Genomic DNA, 16572 nt, shown 5'->3' on the forward strand with positions numbered 1-16572 from the left:
ACCGACGTGCCGTTCCCCCTGGATGTCCCCGAGTCCGAGTTGCGCAGGCGCCGGAGCCAGAAGTGGGTGGCGTACCCGGAGGACGTCCTGCCGCTGTTCGTCGCCGAGACCGACGTCCTGCTGGCCCCCGCGATCCGGGACCGCCTCGCGGCGGCCGTAGCCGACGGGGACACCGGATACTTCGCCGAGATCGAGCGCCTGTCCGGGGTGTGCGCCCGCTACTACTCGCGGTTCGGGTACGACATCCCTGACGACTCGGTCTCGGTCGTCCCGGTCAACGACGTCGGGGTGGGGGTCCGCGAGTCGCTCGCGCGGATCCTCCCGGCCGGTAGCGGCGTCGTCTACACGACGCCCGTGTACATGCCGTTCGCCCCGTGGATCCGGCGCGTGGGGATGTCGCCCGTCGAGGTGGCACTGCTCGACCACGACGGCGAGGACCCGCGACTGGACCTGGCCGGCATCGAGCGTGCCCTGGCCGACGGCGCCCGCGGCGTGCTCCTCAGCCACCCGCACAACCCCACCGGGGTGTTGCACTCCCCGGAGGAACTGGCCGCGCTCGCCGACCTGGCCGCGCGGTACGACGCCGTGGTGGTCTCCGACGAGATCTGGGCGCCCCTGACCATGCCGGGGATCGAGTTCACCTCGTTCCTGGCGGTCTCGGACACCGCCCGCGAGGTGGGGCTGGCCATCTCCTCGGCGTCCAAGGCGTTCAACCTCGCCGGACTCAAGTGCGCTTTCGTGGTCAACGGCAACCCGGAGCGGTTCGAGGTCCGGCGCGCCGCGTTGTCCGGCGCGGTGGGGCACTTCGGGGCGCTGGCCGCCGAGGCCGCGCTGACAGAGTCGCTGGACTGGCTCGACGATCTGAGGTCCGCCCTGGCCGCCAACCTCGACCTGATGGAACGCCTCATGGCCGAGCATCTGCCCCGCGCGCGCTGGCGGCGGCCCGACGCCGGGTTCGTGGCCTGGCTCGACCTCCGCGCCTACCCGGGCCTGGGGGACGACCCCGCCGCGGCGTTCCTAGACGACGGCCGCGTGGCGCTGAGCAACGGGCCGGCGTTCGGGTCGGAGGGCAAGGGGTTCGCCCGCGTGAACTTCGCGTGTTCCGAGGAGCTGCTCACCGAGGCGTTCGCCCGGATGGGCCGGGTCGCCGCGGCCCGGGGCTGAGAGCCCGTCTCACCGCGCGTCTGCCGCCCCCTCCCCGCCCGGGGCTACCTGCTGCGGCTATCTCCCGGGGGCGGCGGTCCCGTGTCCGCGGCGCCACAGGAATACGGTCATCGACGTCGTGACGACCGTGACCGAGTCCTGGTTGTGCATCTCCATGTCCATCATCACCCTCCCGCGCGCGTCGTCGAGACTCACGTCCGTGACGACGACCGAACCCGTCAGAGTGTCCCCTGGGCGGACCGGCGCGGTGAACCGGAGACGGTCGAAGCCCCGGCCGGCGATCACGTCCCACCGCGAGTAGATCCCGTCCACGCAGAGTCGCTGCAGGACGGCCAGCGTGTGGATCCCGCTGGCGATCACGCCGCCGTGGTGGCCGCCCGCGGCCGCGTCCGGGTCAGTGTGGAACCACTGCGGGTCCCATTGCTCCGCGAACGCGACGATCTCCTCCTCGGAGAGCGTGAGATGGCCGAGCTCGACGCGGTCCCCCGCGGACAGATCATCGGCTGTGATGAATCCATTCATCCGGCATGCCCTTTCTCTCGTGATCGAACCCTCAGAAGAATGCTGCACAAAGGCCGTCGTAGCCTTTTCCGGTCTGTTCTCGGCACGCCCGCTACCGATCATCGATCACACCATTGAACATAGAGCTCGCTATGGCTATCCCTTTATCGTTGCCGTACCCTCTTTAGGCATACCTAATTAACCCGGAGGACCAATGGAGACGACCATATCCGCGCCACTGTCGAGAGCATTACATGACTCGACGATAGTGGCACACGAACAAGCGGAGCACGCCGCATTCATCACACGCCTGATGGGCGGTAACGGAACGCCGGATGGCCTGGTGGCGCTCCTCCGGCAGTCGCTCCCGGTCTACGAGGCGCTCGAGACCGCGTGCCGCGGGATCGGGGCGGACCCGCGCCTGTCGGCGATTCTCGACCCTCGCCTCGACAGGACCGCGGCCCTCCGCGCCGACCTCGAGACGCACCGCGCGCAGGGCCGCTCCTTTGACGTCCTGGTGCCCGCCACCGAGGCGTACGTCGCCGAGCTCCAGGCGTGTGCCTCGGACCCTGCCGCTCTCATCGGGCACCACTACGTCCGGTACCTCGGGGACCTGTCCGGTGGCCAGATCATCAAGACGATGGTGCGCCGGCACTACGGCATTGACGAGGGCTTGAGCTTCTACGAGTTCGACATCCCCAAGCCCAAGGTCTATAAAGACGACTACCGGGCCGCGCTCGACACCCTGCCGCTGAGCGAGGCCGACCGTGAATCCGCCCTCGCCGCGGCCACTCGCGCCTTTGAGCTCAACCACCAGATCTTTGTCGACCTGGACGCGCACGGGGTTCGCTGACTCCCTGCGACGAACTGATGCCCCGGAGCCCAGGCGGATCCGGGGCATCAGTCGTCTGCCGGTCACACAGGCTCACTCGAGGGCCGTGACCTGCAGTAACAGCCAGCGGCCCCGACACCCTGGGTGGGTGTCGGGGCCGCGGCCGAGAATCGCGGGGTTCTAGATGAGGCTTCCGAACAGGTTCGTCATGCCGGCGAGCGAACCGCCACCGATGGTGCCGGTGTCGTCGTCGTCGTCATCGCCACCGTTGTCATCGCCACCGCCGTTGTCGGCCGGGGTGAAAACGACCGGAACAAACTGCTCGTACGAGGCCTTCTTCGCGCCACCGGCGGGATACGTGTAGATGCCGTAGCCACCGAGCTCGGACTTGGCGTCCGCGGCGGCCTTGGACACGGTCAGCGTGGCGGTGAAGCTGCCGTCAGCCGTGATCTCGATGTACGGCAACTGTCCGCCCATTGCGGTGAAACTCCCGGTCGGCAGGGCCCAGCGCTGCTCCACGACCGCGCGGGCTGTCGACGGCGCGTTGGCCGACGGCTTCCACTCGTCGAGGAACTTGCCGAACACCACGTATGCCCCGGACGGCTGGCCGGCCAGCGGCGGACGCGTGCCCACGACGGAAGGGTCGTTGAACCCGGTGCCGGTGACGGTCACCTGGTGCTCACCCTCGGCCGAGAGCGAGGACTGCGAGACCTCGATCTTCGGCGTACCGATCGGGGCCTGGGTCTCTTCCTCTGTGACGTCGTAGTCGACCTGGAACGGCAAGGCACCCTTATAGTTCTGGGTCCCACCGCACCCGGTGCTGTAGTAGTGAGGCCGAACCGAGGCGGGCAGAGCGCTGACGAAGTCCGCGGGCCACGAACCCCAGACGTTGGACCCGATGCAGTCGTCGATCTGCGATTCCGTGTTGACGACGCCCTTGTAGTCGGGGGCGATTGTCACCACGCCGGTCGGCGACGCCGTCATCGCACCGGGGCTGAAGGTCGCGATCGTCTGACGACCGAGGTTTTCAGGAGGGGAGGGCTCGCCCCCCATACCCGCGCCCGAACCGACGTCGAACCCGGCCGTGAGCGAACCTGAGCCGTCTGCCTCGACCGTGAGGCTCGGGTCCGTGATCGTCTCGCTGGGAGCCCCGATGTTCACCGGGTAGGCGTTGTATGTGAACGACCCGTCCCACCCGATGGTCAGCGTGCCGTTTGCATCACGCGTGCCCTCACCATCGCTGAACTTGACGGCGTTCGGCGTCGATTGAACACCTCCGACCAGCTTGGTGGTCATCGACGTGGCGGGGAACGGAGCGGGTGTGTACTCGGTCTGGCTGCCGCCCGATATCGACCCTGTGAGGAACGAGGCGTCCCCGGTCGTGTCGAGCATCTTCCACGGACCGAACGGCGTCGGGTTCTCCTGGGCGTAGCCACTGACACCCCAGACAAACGACGCGTCAGAGACGGTCCCCGGGGTGGTTTCCTGAGCTTGGGCCGCCGGGGCGGCGACGACTCCGGCGAGCAGCGCGAGCGCTGCCCCCAGCATCGTGCCCCGTCGACCGGCGAGCGCGAGCCGGGATCGAGATGTCTTCACATCAGTCCTTTCGTCGAACTGTCTGGTAGAACAGCATTGCCGCGAGCGCGAGCAATGCGGCCCCCACCCACCACTGCCATTGGTGGGTGGGGTCTCCGGCCTTCTGGGAGGCGGAAGTCTGTGCGTAGACCACGTCGGAGCCGTAGAGCGGCGAGTTCGCCGCGACCGGGATAGTCGACGGGTCTGAAGATGGAGCGGGCGCCGGCGCCGGTCCCGCGGAGCCAGGTGTCGGGGACCCGCCGGACGCTGCGGGCATCGATGCGACCGCGGCTCCCACGGTGCCGGCGGTCATCGGAACACTGGTCGTGTAGTACTCCTCGAAGTACTCCTCGAAAACCTCGTCGACCTGGCCACCCGGGGAGGCGCCGGTGTCCGGCGCCGACGTCGGGCCGGCCGCTCCCTGAGCCGCCTTGACCGCATCGGGCTGGGCGGGCTTCCACGCCTCGTCCATCCAGGCGGCCGCGGTGTCAGCTACGTCGTCGCCAGCAGATCTGAGGATCTGCTCGACCGTGTCATCGACTACTTGTCCGACGAGGCCTTTGGAATTTCCCGAATCGCCGGAATTCGGCGTCTCCTCGGGTTTTGAAGAATTCCAACTGACCGCTATCGGCAATGCGGGCTTTGTATTATCGGAAGTCCCGGTTGAATACCAGAATGCCCCGGAGCCGGCGTCCGCCGCGAAGTCCACGAATTCTCCGGGGAAAGATCCCCAGACGGCCCCTTCCTTGCTCTGCGGATTCTCGCCGTCCTTAGCGGCATAAGAAACCCCGAGATAATCGGGGGTCACAGAGAACCCCTTATCCCCACCCAGTTCGACACTCTTGCGGGGGAGGTTGGCTATGACCACCGTGCGGGACGAGATCGGAACCGACACCTCCGGGTTGTCCTGCGAGCTACGGCGTCCACCGAGGGTCGCGGTGACAACCGCCCTGGTGGGGGTCACGGTGAGGACCGGGTCCTTGACGCTCAGGAACACCAGGCCCGAGTAGTACAAGACCGAGGTGGTCCCCCTCCACTCAATCTCGGCGGTTCCCGCCTTCGCGTCGACGGTTCCGGCACCCTTGCCGAAGACCGCCTCGAGGCCGCTGTACTTACTCGACGAGGGGTCACGGAGCGGCGTTCCCGACTGGTCGGTCTGCGTGCCCGCCCAGGTTGCGGGTGCCGCGGTCCCGCCAGCCGATCGCTTCTCGATCGCCACGTTCCCCGACTGGGCATTCCAGGTCGGTTCGGTGATCGTCGCCCCCGACCCGGTGAGCGCCGTCGAACTGTCCCCCGCCGAGAGAAAGTTGAGCCCGGGACCGTGACTCGGTCCGGCACTCTGCTTGGTGAGTCCCCAGCGGAACTCCGCGTCGGTCAGTTCCAGAACCGACCCCTGCGCCCCTGCCGACGGGGCACCCATCATCGCGCTGAGCCCGAGCCCGATCACCAGTGCCAACGCCAGCGCAGTGGCCCGGCGGTAGGTCGGTCGCAGCTGACTTTTCATCGGAGATCCTTCGTGTCGAGGACGGTCGTGGACGGGTCGGAGGGACCGGTCATAGCCGGGTGCGGGAACGGTGTGGACGTCGTCGCTTCCTGGCCGGCACCGTCGAGGGACTCCTCTGCCAGCTCCTCGGTGTCCTCGGGCGCCGACGGGTTCCGACGATGCACCAGGAACGCGGCAGCCCCGAGCAACGCCAGCGCGGCCAGGACGAGGAAGATCCACCCTGCCGAGTTGCGCAGGCCGGAGGTGGAGGCAGCGGGGGCGATGTCGGTCCGCACCGGGAACCGCTCGGCGGCCTCGAGTCCCGACCCGGCGCCGGCTGCGCGGATCTCATGCGTACCGGGTTCGATGTCCTCCGGCAGCGAGAGCACCCCGGCCACCTCCCCGTCGACCCCGGCAGTCACAGGCCCCACGGCCGCGTCGCCGTCGCCGAGCACCACGTACACCTGCTCGCCGGGCCAGAAGCCTGCTGCGGCGAATCCCATCGCGCCACCCGGGCGGGCGGCCTTCCGGTCGACTTCGATCAGCGCGGTGATCGTCGAACTGATCCCTCCGGCCACCGCGAGGGGTGCACCGTCCGCCGGAGAGTCTCCCCCGGTCTCGGCGTCGGAGCCGCTCGCGCCTGCGGCGTCGCCGGACTGCTGCCCGGCAGATCCGGCCGCAGGGGCCGGTGAACCCTGCGCGGACGCACTGACCCGAGAGCGGGGGGCCGCGCGTCCGGCCGCGGCCGGACGCCCTGCCTGGGCATCGGCGGCAGGCGCGTTTGCGACACCGGCCCCGCCCGCCGCGGCCTCGGCGGCCGGGGCCGCAGGGGCGGTTCCGCCCTGGAACGTCACCGGGGTGAACGACTCGTTGGCGCCGTTCCGCACCCCGTGCGCGCCCCAGGTGAGGAACCCGCAGGTGACCTTTGTGCAGTCGATTTTCTTGCCGCCGGCCCCGGTGAACGTCGGACCGGGGACCGTGAGGCTGACACGGAACGAGCCGTCCGAACCCATCGTGCCCTGGGCCTCGCCCGCGGTGGACGAGCCGGGGAACGCGACGAAGGCCTGGTACCCGTTGTTGCTCCTGGACTGCTCATCGGGGACGTAGTCGTAGGTCCGGCCGGTGGCACCACCGTTGGACGGGCCCCAGCCCGATCCGTTGACCCAGCCGAAGCCCACGTAGACGCCACCGAAGCCGCCGTCGATCGCCTGGTACCCCGAGCCTGTGACGGTGAAGGTCGTCGCGCCGGACGTCGCCGCCGTCGCCCCGCCGAGCGAGCTGGACGCTGACAGCCGCGCGGCGGCGTACGCCGGGGTGGCAGTGAGCACCGCCAGCGCGGATGTGCCGAGCAGCGCCAGCGCCAGGAGAGCGATGATCCGGACCACGGACGTCCGCACCATAGATGACCGGGTGTGTATCACGAGAACTCCTTGACGAGGCTTGACTCGAGCGCTACCCCGAACGCGGGCTCCGCCGGGGTCCGGGTGGTGCGGACGCGCCGTCGATCCGGGGTGACCAGCAGGTCCCCGGTGACGGGATGACGGTGGACGAGCACCGGCTGCTGGTAGACCTCTTCCACCAGGTCAGCGGTGAGGACCTCCTCGGGCGGCCCCTCGGCGCGGATCCGGCCGTCGGAGATCATCACCAGCCGGTCGGACCACGCCGCCGCGAGCTCCAGGTCGTGCAGGACCACCACCACTGCGCCCCCGTCGTCGGCGACGGCCCGCGCGAGTTCCAGGACGATCTCCTGGTGCCTCAGGTCCACCGCTGCGGTGGGCTCGTCCAGCAGGAGGATCCCGGCCCGCTGGGCCAGGGCCCTCGAGAGGGACGCGCGCGCCTTCTCGCCACCGGAGAGCGTCGGGAAGGTTCGCGAGCGCAGGTGGGAGGTATCGGTGGCGGCCAACGACTCCTCGATGATGACCTCGTCGTCGTCGCCCTCGGGCAGCGCCGCCCACGGCGCGCGCCCCATCGCGACGACCTCACGCACGGTGAAGGGGAAGGCGACGGAGTTGGCCTGGGTGAGCAGGGCCCGGCGGCGGGCCAGGTCGCCCAGGCGCCAGCGTCGCAGGTCGGTGCCGTCGAGGAGGGTACGGCCGGACTCGGGCTGGGTATCCCCCGCCACCACGCCGAGCAGCGTGGATTTGCCCGCCCCGTTGGGGCCGACCAGCGCCAGCACCTCCCCGGCGTGGACATCGAGGTCCACGGCATCGAGCAGCACCCGGCCGCCGATTCGTACCGTGACGCCCTCGGCGGACAGGACCGGCGTGCGGGTCGCGGTGACGCTCATCCCCAACCTCCCGCCGTGCGACGGGTGCGATGGAGGAGCCAGAAGAAGAGCGGTCCGCCGACGGCGGCGGTGACCATGCCCAGTGGCAGCTCCGCGTAGTTGACGGCGGTGCGGGCGAGCAGGTCCGCCGCGAGCAGGCACACCGCGCCGCCGAGCGCCGAGGCCGGCAGCAGCAGTCGATGCCCGGGGCCGGCGATCATCCGGATCAGGTGCGGCACCACCAGTCCGACAAAGGCGACGATGCCGCAGAAGCTCACCGCGGCGGCCGTGAGCAGGCCGACCAGCAGGATCGAGACGATGCGCAGCCGTTCCACGTTGACGCCCAGGTGGCGGGCGGGCCGCTCCCCCAGCGACAACAGGTCCAGCGGCTTGGACAGCCGGGCCGCCAGGACGAGGCCGACCAGGGCGAGCGGGGCCACCACCAGGACGTGCTCCCAGCGACTGCCGCTCAGGCTGCCGAGCTGCCAGAACACGATCTCCTCGCGGGCCTGGGTGTCGCCGAGGAACATGAGGAACGCGAGCGCCGCACCGGCCACGGCGTTGACCGCGATCCCCGTCAGGACCAGGGTCACGACCTCGGTCCGACCGTTGGTGCGGCTGAACAGGTACACCACCGTGGTGGTGATGATCCCGGCGACAAAGGCGCAGACCACGCTGGTCCAGGCGCCGAAGGCGGTGAGGCCGAAGACGATCGCCGACGCCGCACCCACGGCCGCGCCGGCGGACACGCCCACCACGCTGGGCTCGGCGAGCGGGTTGCCGAACGCGCCCTGCATCAGCGCCCCGGCCACGGCCAGCGCCGCCCCCACGACCATCGCCATGGCCACCCGCGGGAAGCGGACGCTCCACAGGGTGGCGTCCGCGCGGGGATGACTCTCCCCGGGGCCGACGTCGATCCCGAGGCCGCGGAGGAAACCGGAGGCGACCTCGCCCGCCGGGATGGACAGCTGCCCGGAGGCTGCGGCCACCACGGCCAGCACGACCAGCGCGACGGCCAGCCCGGCCACTAGCAGGCCGCCCGTCAGCAGCCGGTTGGCGTTGCCGCTCTCCCGGGTCCTACCCGGCCCGGGCGCGGGCGGCCGCGCGACCGCCCGCTCGGCCGCCCGCCCGTCGGTGAGCATCACAGCGCGTCGGGGGCGTAGAGCGCCACCGCGAGCGCGTTGAGCACGGCGGGGGTCCGGGTGCCGAAGGACAGGACCAGGTCGTCGTTCATGGCGACGATCCGCTGGTTGGCCCCGGCCGGGGTCTGCGCCAGGGCCGGGAACTTGTCCAGCAGGCCGTCGACGCCGCCCACGGAGTCCAGGCCCTTGTTCATCATCACGATGACATCCGGCTGGGCGGCAATGAGCCCCTCGTCGTTGGCCGGCTTGGCGCCCTTCCAGCCGACCTCGGACGACACGTCGTAGCCACCGGCCGCGGTGATCAGCTCGTCCGCGCCGCTGTCCTGGCCGAACATGTAGTACACGCCGGCGGATCCACGGGCGTAGAGGAACACGGTGCGCAGCCGGGCGGTCTCGGACTCCGGGACGATCGACGAGATCGACTCCTCGGTCCGGGCGATCTTCGCTCGCGTACGCTCGCCCAGCTCGCGGCCCAGCTCGGGGACGCCGAGGCCGTCTCCGACGGCCTGGGTGAGGGCCTCGACGTTACCCGGGGACCGGTGGGAGTCGACGACGACGACGGGGACTCCGGCGTCACGCAGCTGCAGCACCACGTCCCACGGACCGAGCGAGGTGTCGGTGACGATCACGCTGGGGTTGAGTGCGAGGATCGCCTCGGCGTTGAGCTGGTGGCCGTCTTGCGTCACCAGCGGACGATCGGCGATCTCGGGGAAGGCCGACGAGATGTCGCGGCCGATCACGTTCTCGCCGAGACCCAGTTCGAAGATGATCCGGGAGATCGTTCCGTAGATGTCTAGCGGCAGGATCCGGGAGACGTCCGCCACCTCGACGACCGTGCCCTGATTGTCGGTGACGACGGCCGGGAGCTGTGGGACGGGGTCGGTCGCGACGGGTTCGATCGGGTCGTCGACCAGCTGCAGCGCGAGCTCGCCGGAGAAGGATCGTGGGTCGTCGATCGCCGAGACCTCGGACGCCGACGGGATCCCGGAGATCGTCTCGGGACCCTCGCCGAGCCCGGTCGCGACACCGCACGACGTCAGCGTGAGAGCCAGGGTGGCCGCGACGATCAGCCTGAGCGAGCCTGTGCGCTGTCTGAACATGCGGAAACAGTAGCATCACAATTCAGGCTAGCCTAACCTTTTATTGGTTAGCCTCACCTTGGTCCGGTTTTCGCAGCTCCAGGCGCGATCGGCCGCACCTATGCTCGCTACCGCGCCCAGGAAGGGGTCACCTGAGGAATCTAAAGCTTGGACCAGTTTCGCCGCTGACACGACAGAGGCGGCCGCCCCCGGAGTACCGGGGACGGCCGCCTCTACCGCTCACGCGGACCGCGTGGCAGGAGTCGATCAGGCCTGCTGCGCGGCCGCCTTCTTCAGCGACTCGGTGGGCGCGAAGCGCTCGCCGTACGTGGCGGCCAGCTCCTCGGCGCGGGCGACGAAGCCCTTGTAGCCCGAGGCGACGTGCTCGCCGGGGGCGAAGTAGTTCTTGGCGTACTGGCGGGTGCCGCCCGTCCACGCCGGGAACCCGATGCCGATGATGGAACCGATGTTGGCGTCGGCGTCGTCGACGATCACGCCCTCGTCCACGCACTTCTGCGTCTCGAGGACCTCGGCGAAGATCATCCGGTCCACCAGGTCCTGCAGCGGCGGGGCGTTGTCCACGGAGGTGTTGAACGCGTCGCGCAGACCCGACCAGAGACCGGTGCGCTTGCCGTCGGTGTAGTCGTAGAACCCGGCGCCGGCGGCGCGACCACTCCGCTTCAGCTCCTCGACCATCTTCAGCAGCACCCGGTCGACCGCGTCGGGAACGAATTCCTGACCGGCGGCCTCGGCCGCGTCGCGGGTCGCCTGACGGATCTTCACCATGAGGTTCATGTTCAGCTCGTCAGAGAGCTGCAGCGGCGCGGCCGGGTACCCGGCCATGCGACCGGCCTGCTCGATGGTCGAGGGCTCGATCCCCTCACCCAGCATGCCGATGGCCTCGTTGACGAACGTGCCGATGACGCGCGAGGTGTAGAAGCCCCGCGAGTCGTTGACCACGATCGGGATCTTGCGGATCTGCAGCGTGAGGTCGATGGCCTTGGCCAGCGTCTCCGGCGTGGTCTTGTCGCCCTTGATGATCTCGACCAGCTGCATCTTGTCGACCGGGGAGAAGAAGTGCAGGCCGATGAAGTCCTCGGGCCGCTTGACGCCGGTTGCGAGGTCGGTGATGGGCAGCGTCGAGGTGTTGGAGCCCAGCAGGGCGTCGGGGGCCACGACGTCCTCGATCTCCTGGAACACCTTCCGCTTCAGGTCCGGGGACTCGAAGACGGCCTCGATGACGAGGTCGCAGCCGGCCAGCGCCTGCGGATCCGCCGCCGGGGTGATCCGCGCGAGCAGCTCCGCGGACTTCTCCGGGGTCGTGCGGCCGCGCTCGAGGGCCTTGGCCTCGATCTTCTCCGAGTAGGCCTTGCCCTTCTCGGCGCCGGCCAGCTCGACGTCCTTGAGCACGACCTCGATGCCGGCCTTGGCGCAGACGTAGGCGATGCCCGCACCCATCATGCCGGCGCCCAGGACGCCGACCTTGGTGAACTGCGTCCTGGGGATCTCCGAGCCGTCGGCGGCCTTGGGCCGCGCGCCACCGGAGGAGCAGTGCTGCATGTCAAAGAAGAAGGCCTGGATCATGTTCTTGGCCACGGCGCCGGTGACGAGCGAGACGAAGTAGCGCGCCTCGATCTTCTCGGCGGTGGCAAAATCCACCTGCGAACCCTCGACCGCGGCGGCCATGATGGCCCGCGGCGCAGGCGACGGCGCGCCCTTGGTCTGCTTGCGCATGTTGGCCGGGAAGGACGGGAGCACGGAGCTGACCGCGCGGTCGTTCACCGTGCCGCCCGGGAGCTTCCAGCCCTTGCGGTCCCACGGCTGGGTGGCCTCGGGGTCGGTCTTGATCCACGCCTTGGCGGCGTCGAGCAGCTGCTCGGGCGACACGACCTCGTCGACGAGCCCCGCCTCGAGTGCCTTGGCCGGTGCGAAGGACCGACCCGACATGAGGACGTTCGGCACGGCCTGGGCCAGGCCGAACATGCGGACGGTGCGGACGATGCCGCCGCCGCCCGGGAGCAGGCCGAGGGTGACCTCGGGCAGACCGACCTTGGCGCCGCGGGCGTCGGCCATGACGCGGTGGTGACACGCGAGCGCGAGCTCGAGGCCTCCACCGAGGGCCGCGCCGTTGATGGCGGCCACAACGGGAACGCCACTGGTCTCCAGGGCGCGCATGCGGCCCTTGATCCCCATGGACCGCTCGAAGAGCTGCTGTGCGTCCTCGGGGCCGGCGTTGATCATGGACTTGAGGTCGCCGCCGCCAAAGAAGCTCTTCTTGGCGGAGGTCAGCACCACGCCCTTGATCGACTCCTTCTCGGCCTCGATGCGACCGACGGTCTCCGAGAAGTCGTCGATGAACCGGGCGTTCATCGTGTTGGCGCCGTGGTCGGGATCATCCATGGTGAGGGTGACGATGCCGTCGCCGTCCTGCTCCCACCGGAACATGTTTTCGCTCACTGGTTTACTGCTCCTTCTATGGCTGGTGTCGGTGGGGGGTCAGACGCGTTCGATGATCGTGGCGACACCCATGCCGCCGCCCACGCAGAGGGTGATCAGTGCGCGCTTGCCGCCGGTGCGCTCGAGCTCGTCGAGCACGGTGCCTGTGATCATCGCGCCGGTCGCCCCGAGGGGGTGGCCCATCGCGATCGCACCGCCGTTGACGTTGAGCTTCTCGTCGGGGATGTTCATGTCCTTCTGGAACCGGAGGACGACGGAGGCGAACGCCTCGTTGAGCTCCCAGAGGTCGATGTCGTCGGCGGTGAGACCGGCGATCTCGAGCGCCTTCTTCGCGGCCGGGGTCGGGCCGGTGAGCATGATCGTGGTGTCGGCGCCGGAGGTGGCCGCGGCCACGACCCGTGCGCGCGGCGTCATGTTCATCTCCTTGCCGGCCTTCTCCGAGCCGACCACCACGAGTGCGGCGCCGTCGACGATGCCGGACGAGTTACCACCGTGGTGGACGTGGTTGATCTCCTCGACCCAGTGGTACTTCTGCAGCGCGACCGCGTCGAATCCGCCCATCTCGCCGACCATGGCGAACGACGGCTTGAGGCCGGCGAGCGTCTCGACCGTGGTGCCGGGGCGCATGTGCTCGTCGCGGTCGAGGATGGTGATGCCGTTGATGTCCTTGACCGGCACGACCGACTTGGCAAACCGGCCCTCGTCCCAGGCCTGCGCAGCCAGGCGCTGCGAGCGCTCGGCGTAGCGGTCCACGTCCTCGCGGGTGAAACCCTCGAGGGTGGCGATGAGGTCGGCGCCGATCCCCTGCGGGGAGAAGTAGGTGTCGTAGTTGGTGGCCGGATCGAGGGCCCAGGAGCCGCCGTCCGTGCCCATCGGCACGCGCGACATGGATTCGACGCCACCCGCGAGGACGACTTCGTCCCAGCCGGAGCGGATCTTCTGCGCGGCCATGTTGATGGTGGTCAGGCCGGAGGCGCAGAAGCGGTTGATCTGAACGCCGGCGACCGTGTCGGGCATCTTGGCGGCCAGCGCCGCGATGCGGGGCAGGTCCATGCCCTGGTCACCGAGGGGGGTGACGATGCCGTAGATGATGTCCGAGATCCGGTTCTCGTCGAGGTCGGGGAACCGACGTCGCATCTCCTCGATGAGGCCGACCACCAGGTCGATCGGCTTGACCCCGTGCAGAGCGCCGCCAGGCTTACCCTTGCCTCGCGGAGTCCGGATGGCGTCGTAAATGAATGCCTCGGTCATGAGTGGTCGACGGCCTTTCTCTGGGCGCAACTGATACGTGTTCCGCTTCACAGTACGTGGTCCCGACCCGCCTGTTCGGACTGCGGTCCGTTTCTGTCGGGCCCGCACCTGACGCGCTCCGGTGGCACAGTGGACCCTGCATGTTTTTCCCGGCGCTGTGAGACGAACGCCGCCCCACCCCACGCGAGGACGACACGTGAGCCCGACCGACGCCGTATCCCCCGCCCTGGCCGAGCTGGCCGACGCCTGCGGGGTCGCCACCACCTACCAGGACGCGCTCGGCGCCCACCGTGACATCTCGTCCCGGACGCTCCGCGCGGTCCTCGCCGCCATGGGAGTAGAGACCGGGGGCGACGACGACGAGGTCGACACCGCCGACCGTGCGGCACTGCAGGCGGTTCGACTGCGCCCGTGGCGGCGGGTACTGCCGCCGACTGTGGTGGCCCGGCAGGGGACGGTCACCAGCTGCCCGGTCCATTTCCCGCGCGGCGCCACCGTGAGCCTGTCGATCCGACTCGAGGACGGCGGCGCTCCCCTCGCGCTGCGCCCGCTGCCCCGACCGCAGGAGTCCCGGGACGTCGACGGCGTGCTCACCGAGCGACTGACCGTCACGATCCCTGATTCCCTGCCGCCGGGTTGGCACCGGATCCTCGCCGTCGTCAATAACGACGGCGACGGCGGCGGCAGCGGCAGCGGCAGTGGCAGTGGCAGTGGCAGTGGCGACGACACCGACACCCACACAGCCGAGGCCACCCTGCTGGTCTCGCCGCCCTCCATCCCCGTGCCCGCCGGACTCGACGAGCGACGCGCGGTGGGTCTGGCGGCGCAGCTCTACCAGGTGCGGTCCGAGCAGTCCTGGGGCGTCGGGGACCTGGCCGACCTGGCCTCGCTCGCCGGGTGGGCGGGTCGAGACCTCGACGCCGACTTCGTCCTGGTCAACCCGATGCACGCCGGGGAGCCGTTCCCGCCCGTCGAACCCTCGCCGTACCTCCCCACCACCCGCAGGTTCGCCTCCCCGCTGTATCTCCGCCCGGAGCAGATCCCGGAGTACGGTCTCCTCTCCCCGGCGGACCGGCAGCGGGTCGACGGGCTCGCGACGTCCGTCCGGAGGTTGAACGCCGCCGACACCATCGACCGCGACGCCTCGTGGACCGCCAAGCTCGACGCCTTGCGGATCATCTTCACCGCACCCCTGTCGCGCGAGCGAGCAGAGCACTTCGGGGACTACACCGCGGCCCATGAGTCCGGGCTCCACCGATACGCCACCTGGTGCGCCCTCGCCGCCGAGCACGGCCCGGACTGGTCGGTCTGGCCAACGGAGCTGCAGGACCCGGACTCCCCCGCGGTGACGCGGTTCGCCGAGGGGCACGGGGAGGAGATCCGCTTCCATCAGTGGCTGCAGTGGCAGGTCGCCGAGCAGCGCGCTACCGCGCAACGGGACGCCCTCGGGGCCGGGATGCGACTCGGGGTGCTGCACGACCTCGCCGTCGGGGTCCATCCCACGGGCGCCGACGCCTGGGCCCTTCACCAATCGTTGGCCCGCGGCGTCACCGTCGGCGCCCCACCGGACGTCTACAACCAGCGGGGCCAGGACTGGTCGCAACCCCCTCTGCGACCGGACGCCCTCGCCGAGCAGGGCTACGCCCCGTTCCGGGATATCGTCCGCGCTGCACTGCGTGATTCGGGCGGGGTCCGGATCGATCACATCCTCGGGCTCTTCCGACTGTGGTGGATACCGGCCGGCCTCCCGCCCACGGAGGGGACGTACGTCCGCTATGACCACGACGCCATGATCAGCGTCCTCGCCCTGGAGGCGTGGCGTGCCGGCGCGGTCGTGGTGGGTGAGGATCTCGGCACCGTCGCCCCCGGGGTGAGGGAGGAACTCTCTGATCGAGGCGTTCTGGGGACCTCGGTGATGTGGTTCGAGCAGCAGGACGGCCGGCCGCTGCCGCCGGAGGGGTATCGCCGGCTGTGCATGGCGTCGGTGACGACCCACGATCTCCCCCCGTCCGCCGGCTACGCCGACCTGGTCCACGTGGACATCCGTGAGGAGCTCGGACAGTTGACCGGGGACGCCGCGGAGGAACGTCGTGCCGCGGCCGGCGAGATCCAGTCGTATGTCGACGCGGTCCGTCAGCGTGGTCTCCCGGCCGGCGACATTGCAGAGGACGGACCAGAAGGCGGCGGTCCCGAGGGAGTCAGCAGTACCGAGGACCTCGTGGTGGCACTGCACGGTTTCCTGTCCGCGGCGCCGTCCCTGCTCTATGCGGTCTCGGTCGCCGACCTGGTGGGTGATCGCCGGGCGGTGAATATTCCGGGCACGTCGGATGAGTATCCGAACTGGCGGGTGCCGTTGTCGGACTCCCGCGGGGTGGTGGTGTCCCTGGAGGAGCTCCAGCATTCGGGCTTGGCGCGCCGGGTGATGGCGGCTGCGCTCGGACGGCGTGAGTAGCCGGTCGCGACGCGGGTCCCGAGCCGCGTCGCGACGCGCGCCGCGAGCGGGGTGCCGTTGCCAAATTGCCGCGTCGTGAAATGACGGAGAGCCCCCGGTCGCCGGTGAGGGCGATCGGGGGCTCTTCGTGGTTTTCAAGTTGTGTTCGGCGGTGACCTACTCTCCCACACCCTCACGAGTGCAGTACCATCGGCGCTGGCAGGCTTAGCTTCCGGGTTCGGAATGGGACCGGGCGTTTCCCTGCCGCTATGGCCGCCGTAACTCTGTGAAACAAGGCCCCACCCCGCAAGTTGCCTCGCGGGAGGGGTGTGTTGTTTCAGATACTGCACAGTGGACGCAAGCGGTTCTTCGCTTAATTTTGTGTGTAAGC

12 protein-coding genes and 1 rRNA gene are annotated in these 16572 nt (G+C 69.6%); 3 read left to right on the forward strand and 10 right to left on the reverse strand.

The features are described from left to right. Nucleotides 1-6: 6 nt before the first annotated feature. Entirely contained in the window at nt 7-1164 is a 1158-nt protein-coding gene (locus R4P08_RS07265) for a MalY/PatB family protein (protein ID WP_317813102.1), read from the forward strand. Nucleotides 1165-1221: 57 nt separating this feature from the next. Here R4P08_RS07265 and R4P08_RS07270 read toward each other — a convergent pair whose 3' ends face one another. After that, nucleotides 1222-1686: a MaoC/PaaZ C-terminal domain-containing protein gene (locus tag R4P08_RS07270; RefSeq protein ID WP_317813103.1), complete on the reverse strand. Its 465-nt coding sequence runs from the start codon at nt 1684-1686 to the stop codon at nt 1222-1224. A gap of 193 nt (nt 1687-1879) precedes the next feature. On the opposite strand from R4P08_RS07270, the gene R4P08_RS07275 reads away from it, so the two are divergent. Further along, nucleotides 1880-2518 (forward strand): biliverdin-producing heme oxygenase, encoded by a 639-nt coding sequence (locus R4P08_RS07275; RefSeq protein ID WP_317813104.1) that lies wholly within the window; start codon nt 1880-1882, stop codon nt 2516-2518. A 159-nt stretch (nt 2519-2677) separates the two neighbouring features. Here R4P08_RS07275 and R4P08_RS07280 read toward each other — a convergent pair whose 3' ends face one another. From R4P08_RS07280 to R4P08_RS07315, 8 genes are all read right to left on the reverse strand, one after another. Further along, complete coding sequence (locus R4P08_RS07280; protein WP_317813105.1) at nt 2678-4093, reverse strand: hypothetical protein; 1416 nt, start codon at nt 4091-4093, stop codon at nt 2678-2680. 1 nt (nt 4094) lies between these two features. Beyond that, a complete protein-coding gene (locus tag R4P08_RS07285; protein ID WP_317813106.1) occupies nt 4095-5576 on the reverse strand; it encodes a hypothetical protein in 1482 nt (493 codons plus the stop codon). Continuing rightward, a complete protein-coding gene (locus tag R4P08_RS07290; protein ID WP_317813107.1) occupies nt 5573-6955 on the reverse strand; it encodes a hypothetical protein in 1383 nt (460 codons plus the stop codon). Before R4P08_RS07290 ends, R4P08_RS07285 begins: the two co-directional genes overlap by 4 nt. A 17-nt stretch (nt 6956-6972) precedes the next feature. Then, complete coding sequence (locus R4P08_RS07295) at nt 6973-7842, reverse strand: heme ABC transporter ATP-binding protein (RefSeq protein ID WP_317813108.1); 870 nt, start codon at nt 7840-7842, stop codon at nt 6973-6975. After that, nucleotides 7839-8963 (reverse strand): iron ABC transporter permease, encoded by a 1125-nt coding sequence (locus R4P08_RS07300; protein ID WP_317813109.1) that lies wholly within the window; start codon nt 8961-8963, stop codon nt 7839-7841. The genes R4P08_RS07295 and R4P08_RS07300 overlap by 4 nt, the downstream gene beginning before the upstream one ends. Continuing rightward, a complete protein-coding gene (locus R4P08_RS07305) occupies nt 8963-10063 on the reverse strand; it encodes a hemin ABC transporter substrate-binding protein (protein WP_317813110.1) in 1101 nt (366 codons plus the stop codon). The genes R4P08_RS07300 and R4P08_RS07305 overlap by 1 nt, the downstream gene beginning before the upstream one ends. 246 nt (nt 10064-10309) lie before the next feature. Beyond that, nucleotides 10310-12487, reverse strand: coding sequence for a 3-hydroxyacyl-CoA dehydrogenase NAD-binding domain-containing protein (locus R4P08_RS07310; RefSeq protein WP_411741177.1), 2178 nt, complete (start codon nt 12485-12487; stop codon nt 10310-10312). Nucleotides 12488-12538: 51 nt separating this feature from the next. Then, nucleotides 12539-13750 (reverse strand): acetyl-CoA C-acetyltransferase, encoded by a 1212-nt coding sequence (locus R4P08_RS07315; protein ID WP_317813112.1) that lies wholly within the window; start codon nt 13748-13750, stop codon nt 12539-12541. Nucleotides 13751-13946: 196 nt separating this feature from the next. Between R4P08_RS07315 and malQ the strand changes: the two genes are divergently transcribed. Beyond that, nucleotides 13947-16202, forward strand: coding sequence for a 4-alpha-glucanotransferase (gene malQ, locus R4P08_RS07320; RefSeq protein ID WP_317813113.1), 2256 nt, complete (start codon nt 13947-13949; stop codon nt 16200-16202). Nucleotides 16203-16345: 143 nt separating this feature from the next. Here the strand turns inward: malQ and rrf are convergent. Next, a 5S ribosomal RNA gene (gene rrf / locus R4P08_RS07325) occupies nt 16346-16462 on the reverse strand. Nucleotides 16463-16572 lie beyond the last annotated feature (110 nt).

Source organism: Rhodococcus sp. IEGM 1408, assembly GCF_033142235.1.
Classification (GTDB): domain Bacteria; phylum Actinomycetota; class Actinomycetes; order Mycobacteriales; family Mycobacteriaceae; genus Dietzia.

Excerpts from the sequence above, each read along its gene's own strand:
- R4P08_RS07315 (WP_317813112.1), bottom strand. The coding sequence starts at position 13,750 with ATGACCGAGGCATTCATTTACGACGCCATCCGGACTCCGCGAGGCAAG.
- R4P08_RS07290 (WP_317813107.1), bottom strand. The coding sequence starts at position 6,955 with ATGGTGCGGACGTCCGTGGTCCGGATCATCGCTCTCCTGGCGCTGGCG.
- R4P08_RS07300 (WP_317813109.1), bottom strand. The coding sequence starts at position 8,963 with ATGCTCACCGACGGGCGGGCGGCCGAGCGGGCGGTCGCGCGGCCGCCC.
- R4P08_RS07285 (WP_317813106.1), bottom strand. The coding sequence starts at position 5,576 with ATGAAAAGTCAGCTGCGACCGACCTACCGCCGGGCCACTGCGCTGGCG.
- R4P08_RS07295 (WP_317813108.1), bottom strand. The coding sequence starts at position 7,842 with ATGAGCGTCACCGCGACCCGCACGCCGGTCCTGTCCGCCGAGGGCGTC.
- R4P08_RS07310 (WP_411741177.1), bottom strand. The coding sequence starts at position 12,487 with ATGTTCCGGTGGGAGCAGGACGGCGACGGCATCGTCACCCTCACCATG.
- R4P08_RS07270 (WP_317813103.1), bottom strand. The coding sequence starts at position 1,686 with ATGAATGGATTCATCACAGCCGATGATCTGTCCGCGGGGGACCGCGTC.
- R4P08_RS07305 (WP_317813110.1), bottom strand. The coding sequence starts at position 10,063 with ATGTTCAGACAGCGCACAGGCTCGCTCAGGCTGATCGTCGCGGCCACC.
- R4P08_RS07275 (WP_317813104.1), top strand. The coding sequence starts at position 1,880 with ATGGAGACGACCATATCCGCGCCACTGTCGAGAGCATTACATGACTCG.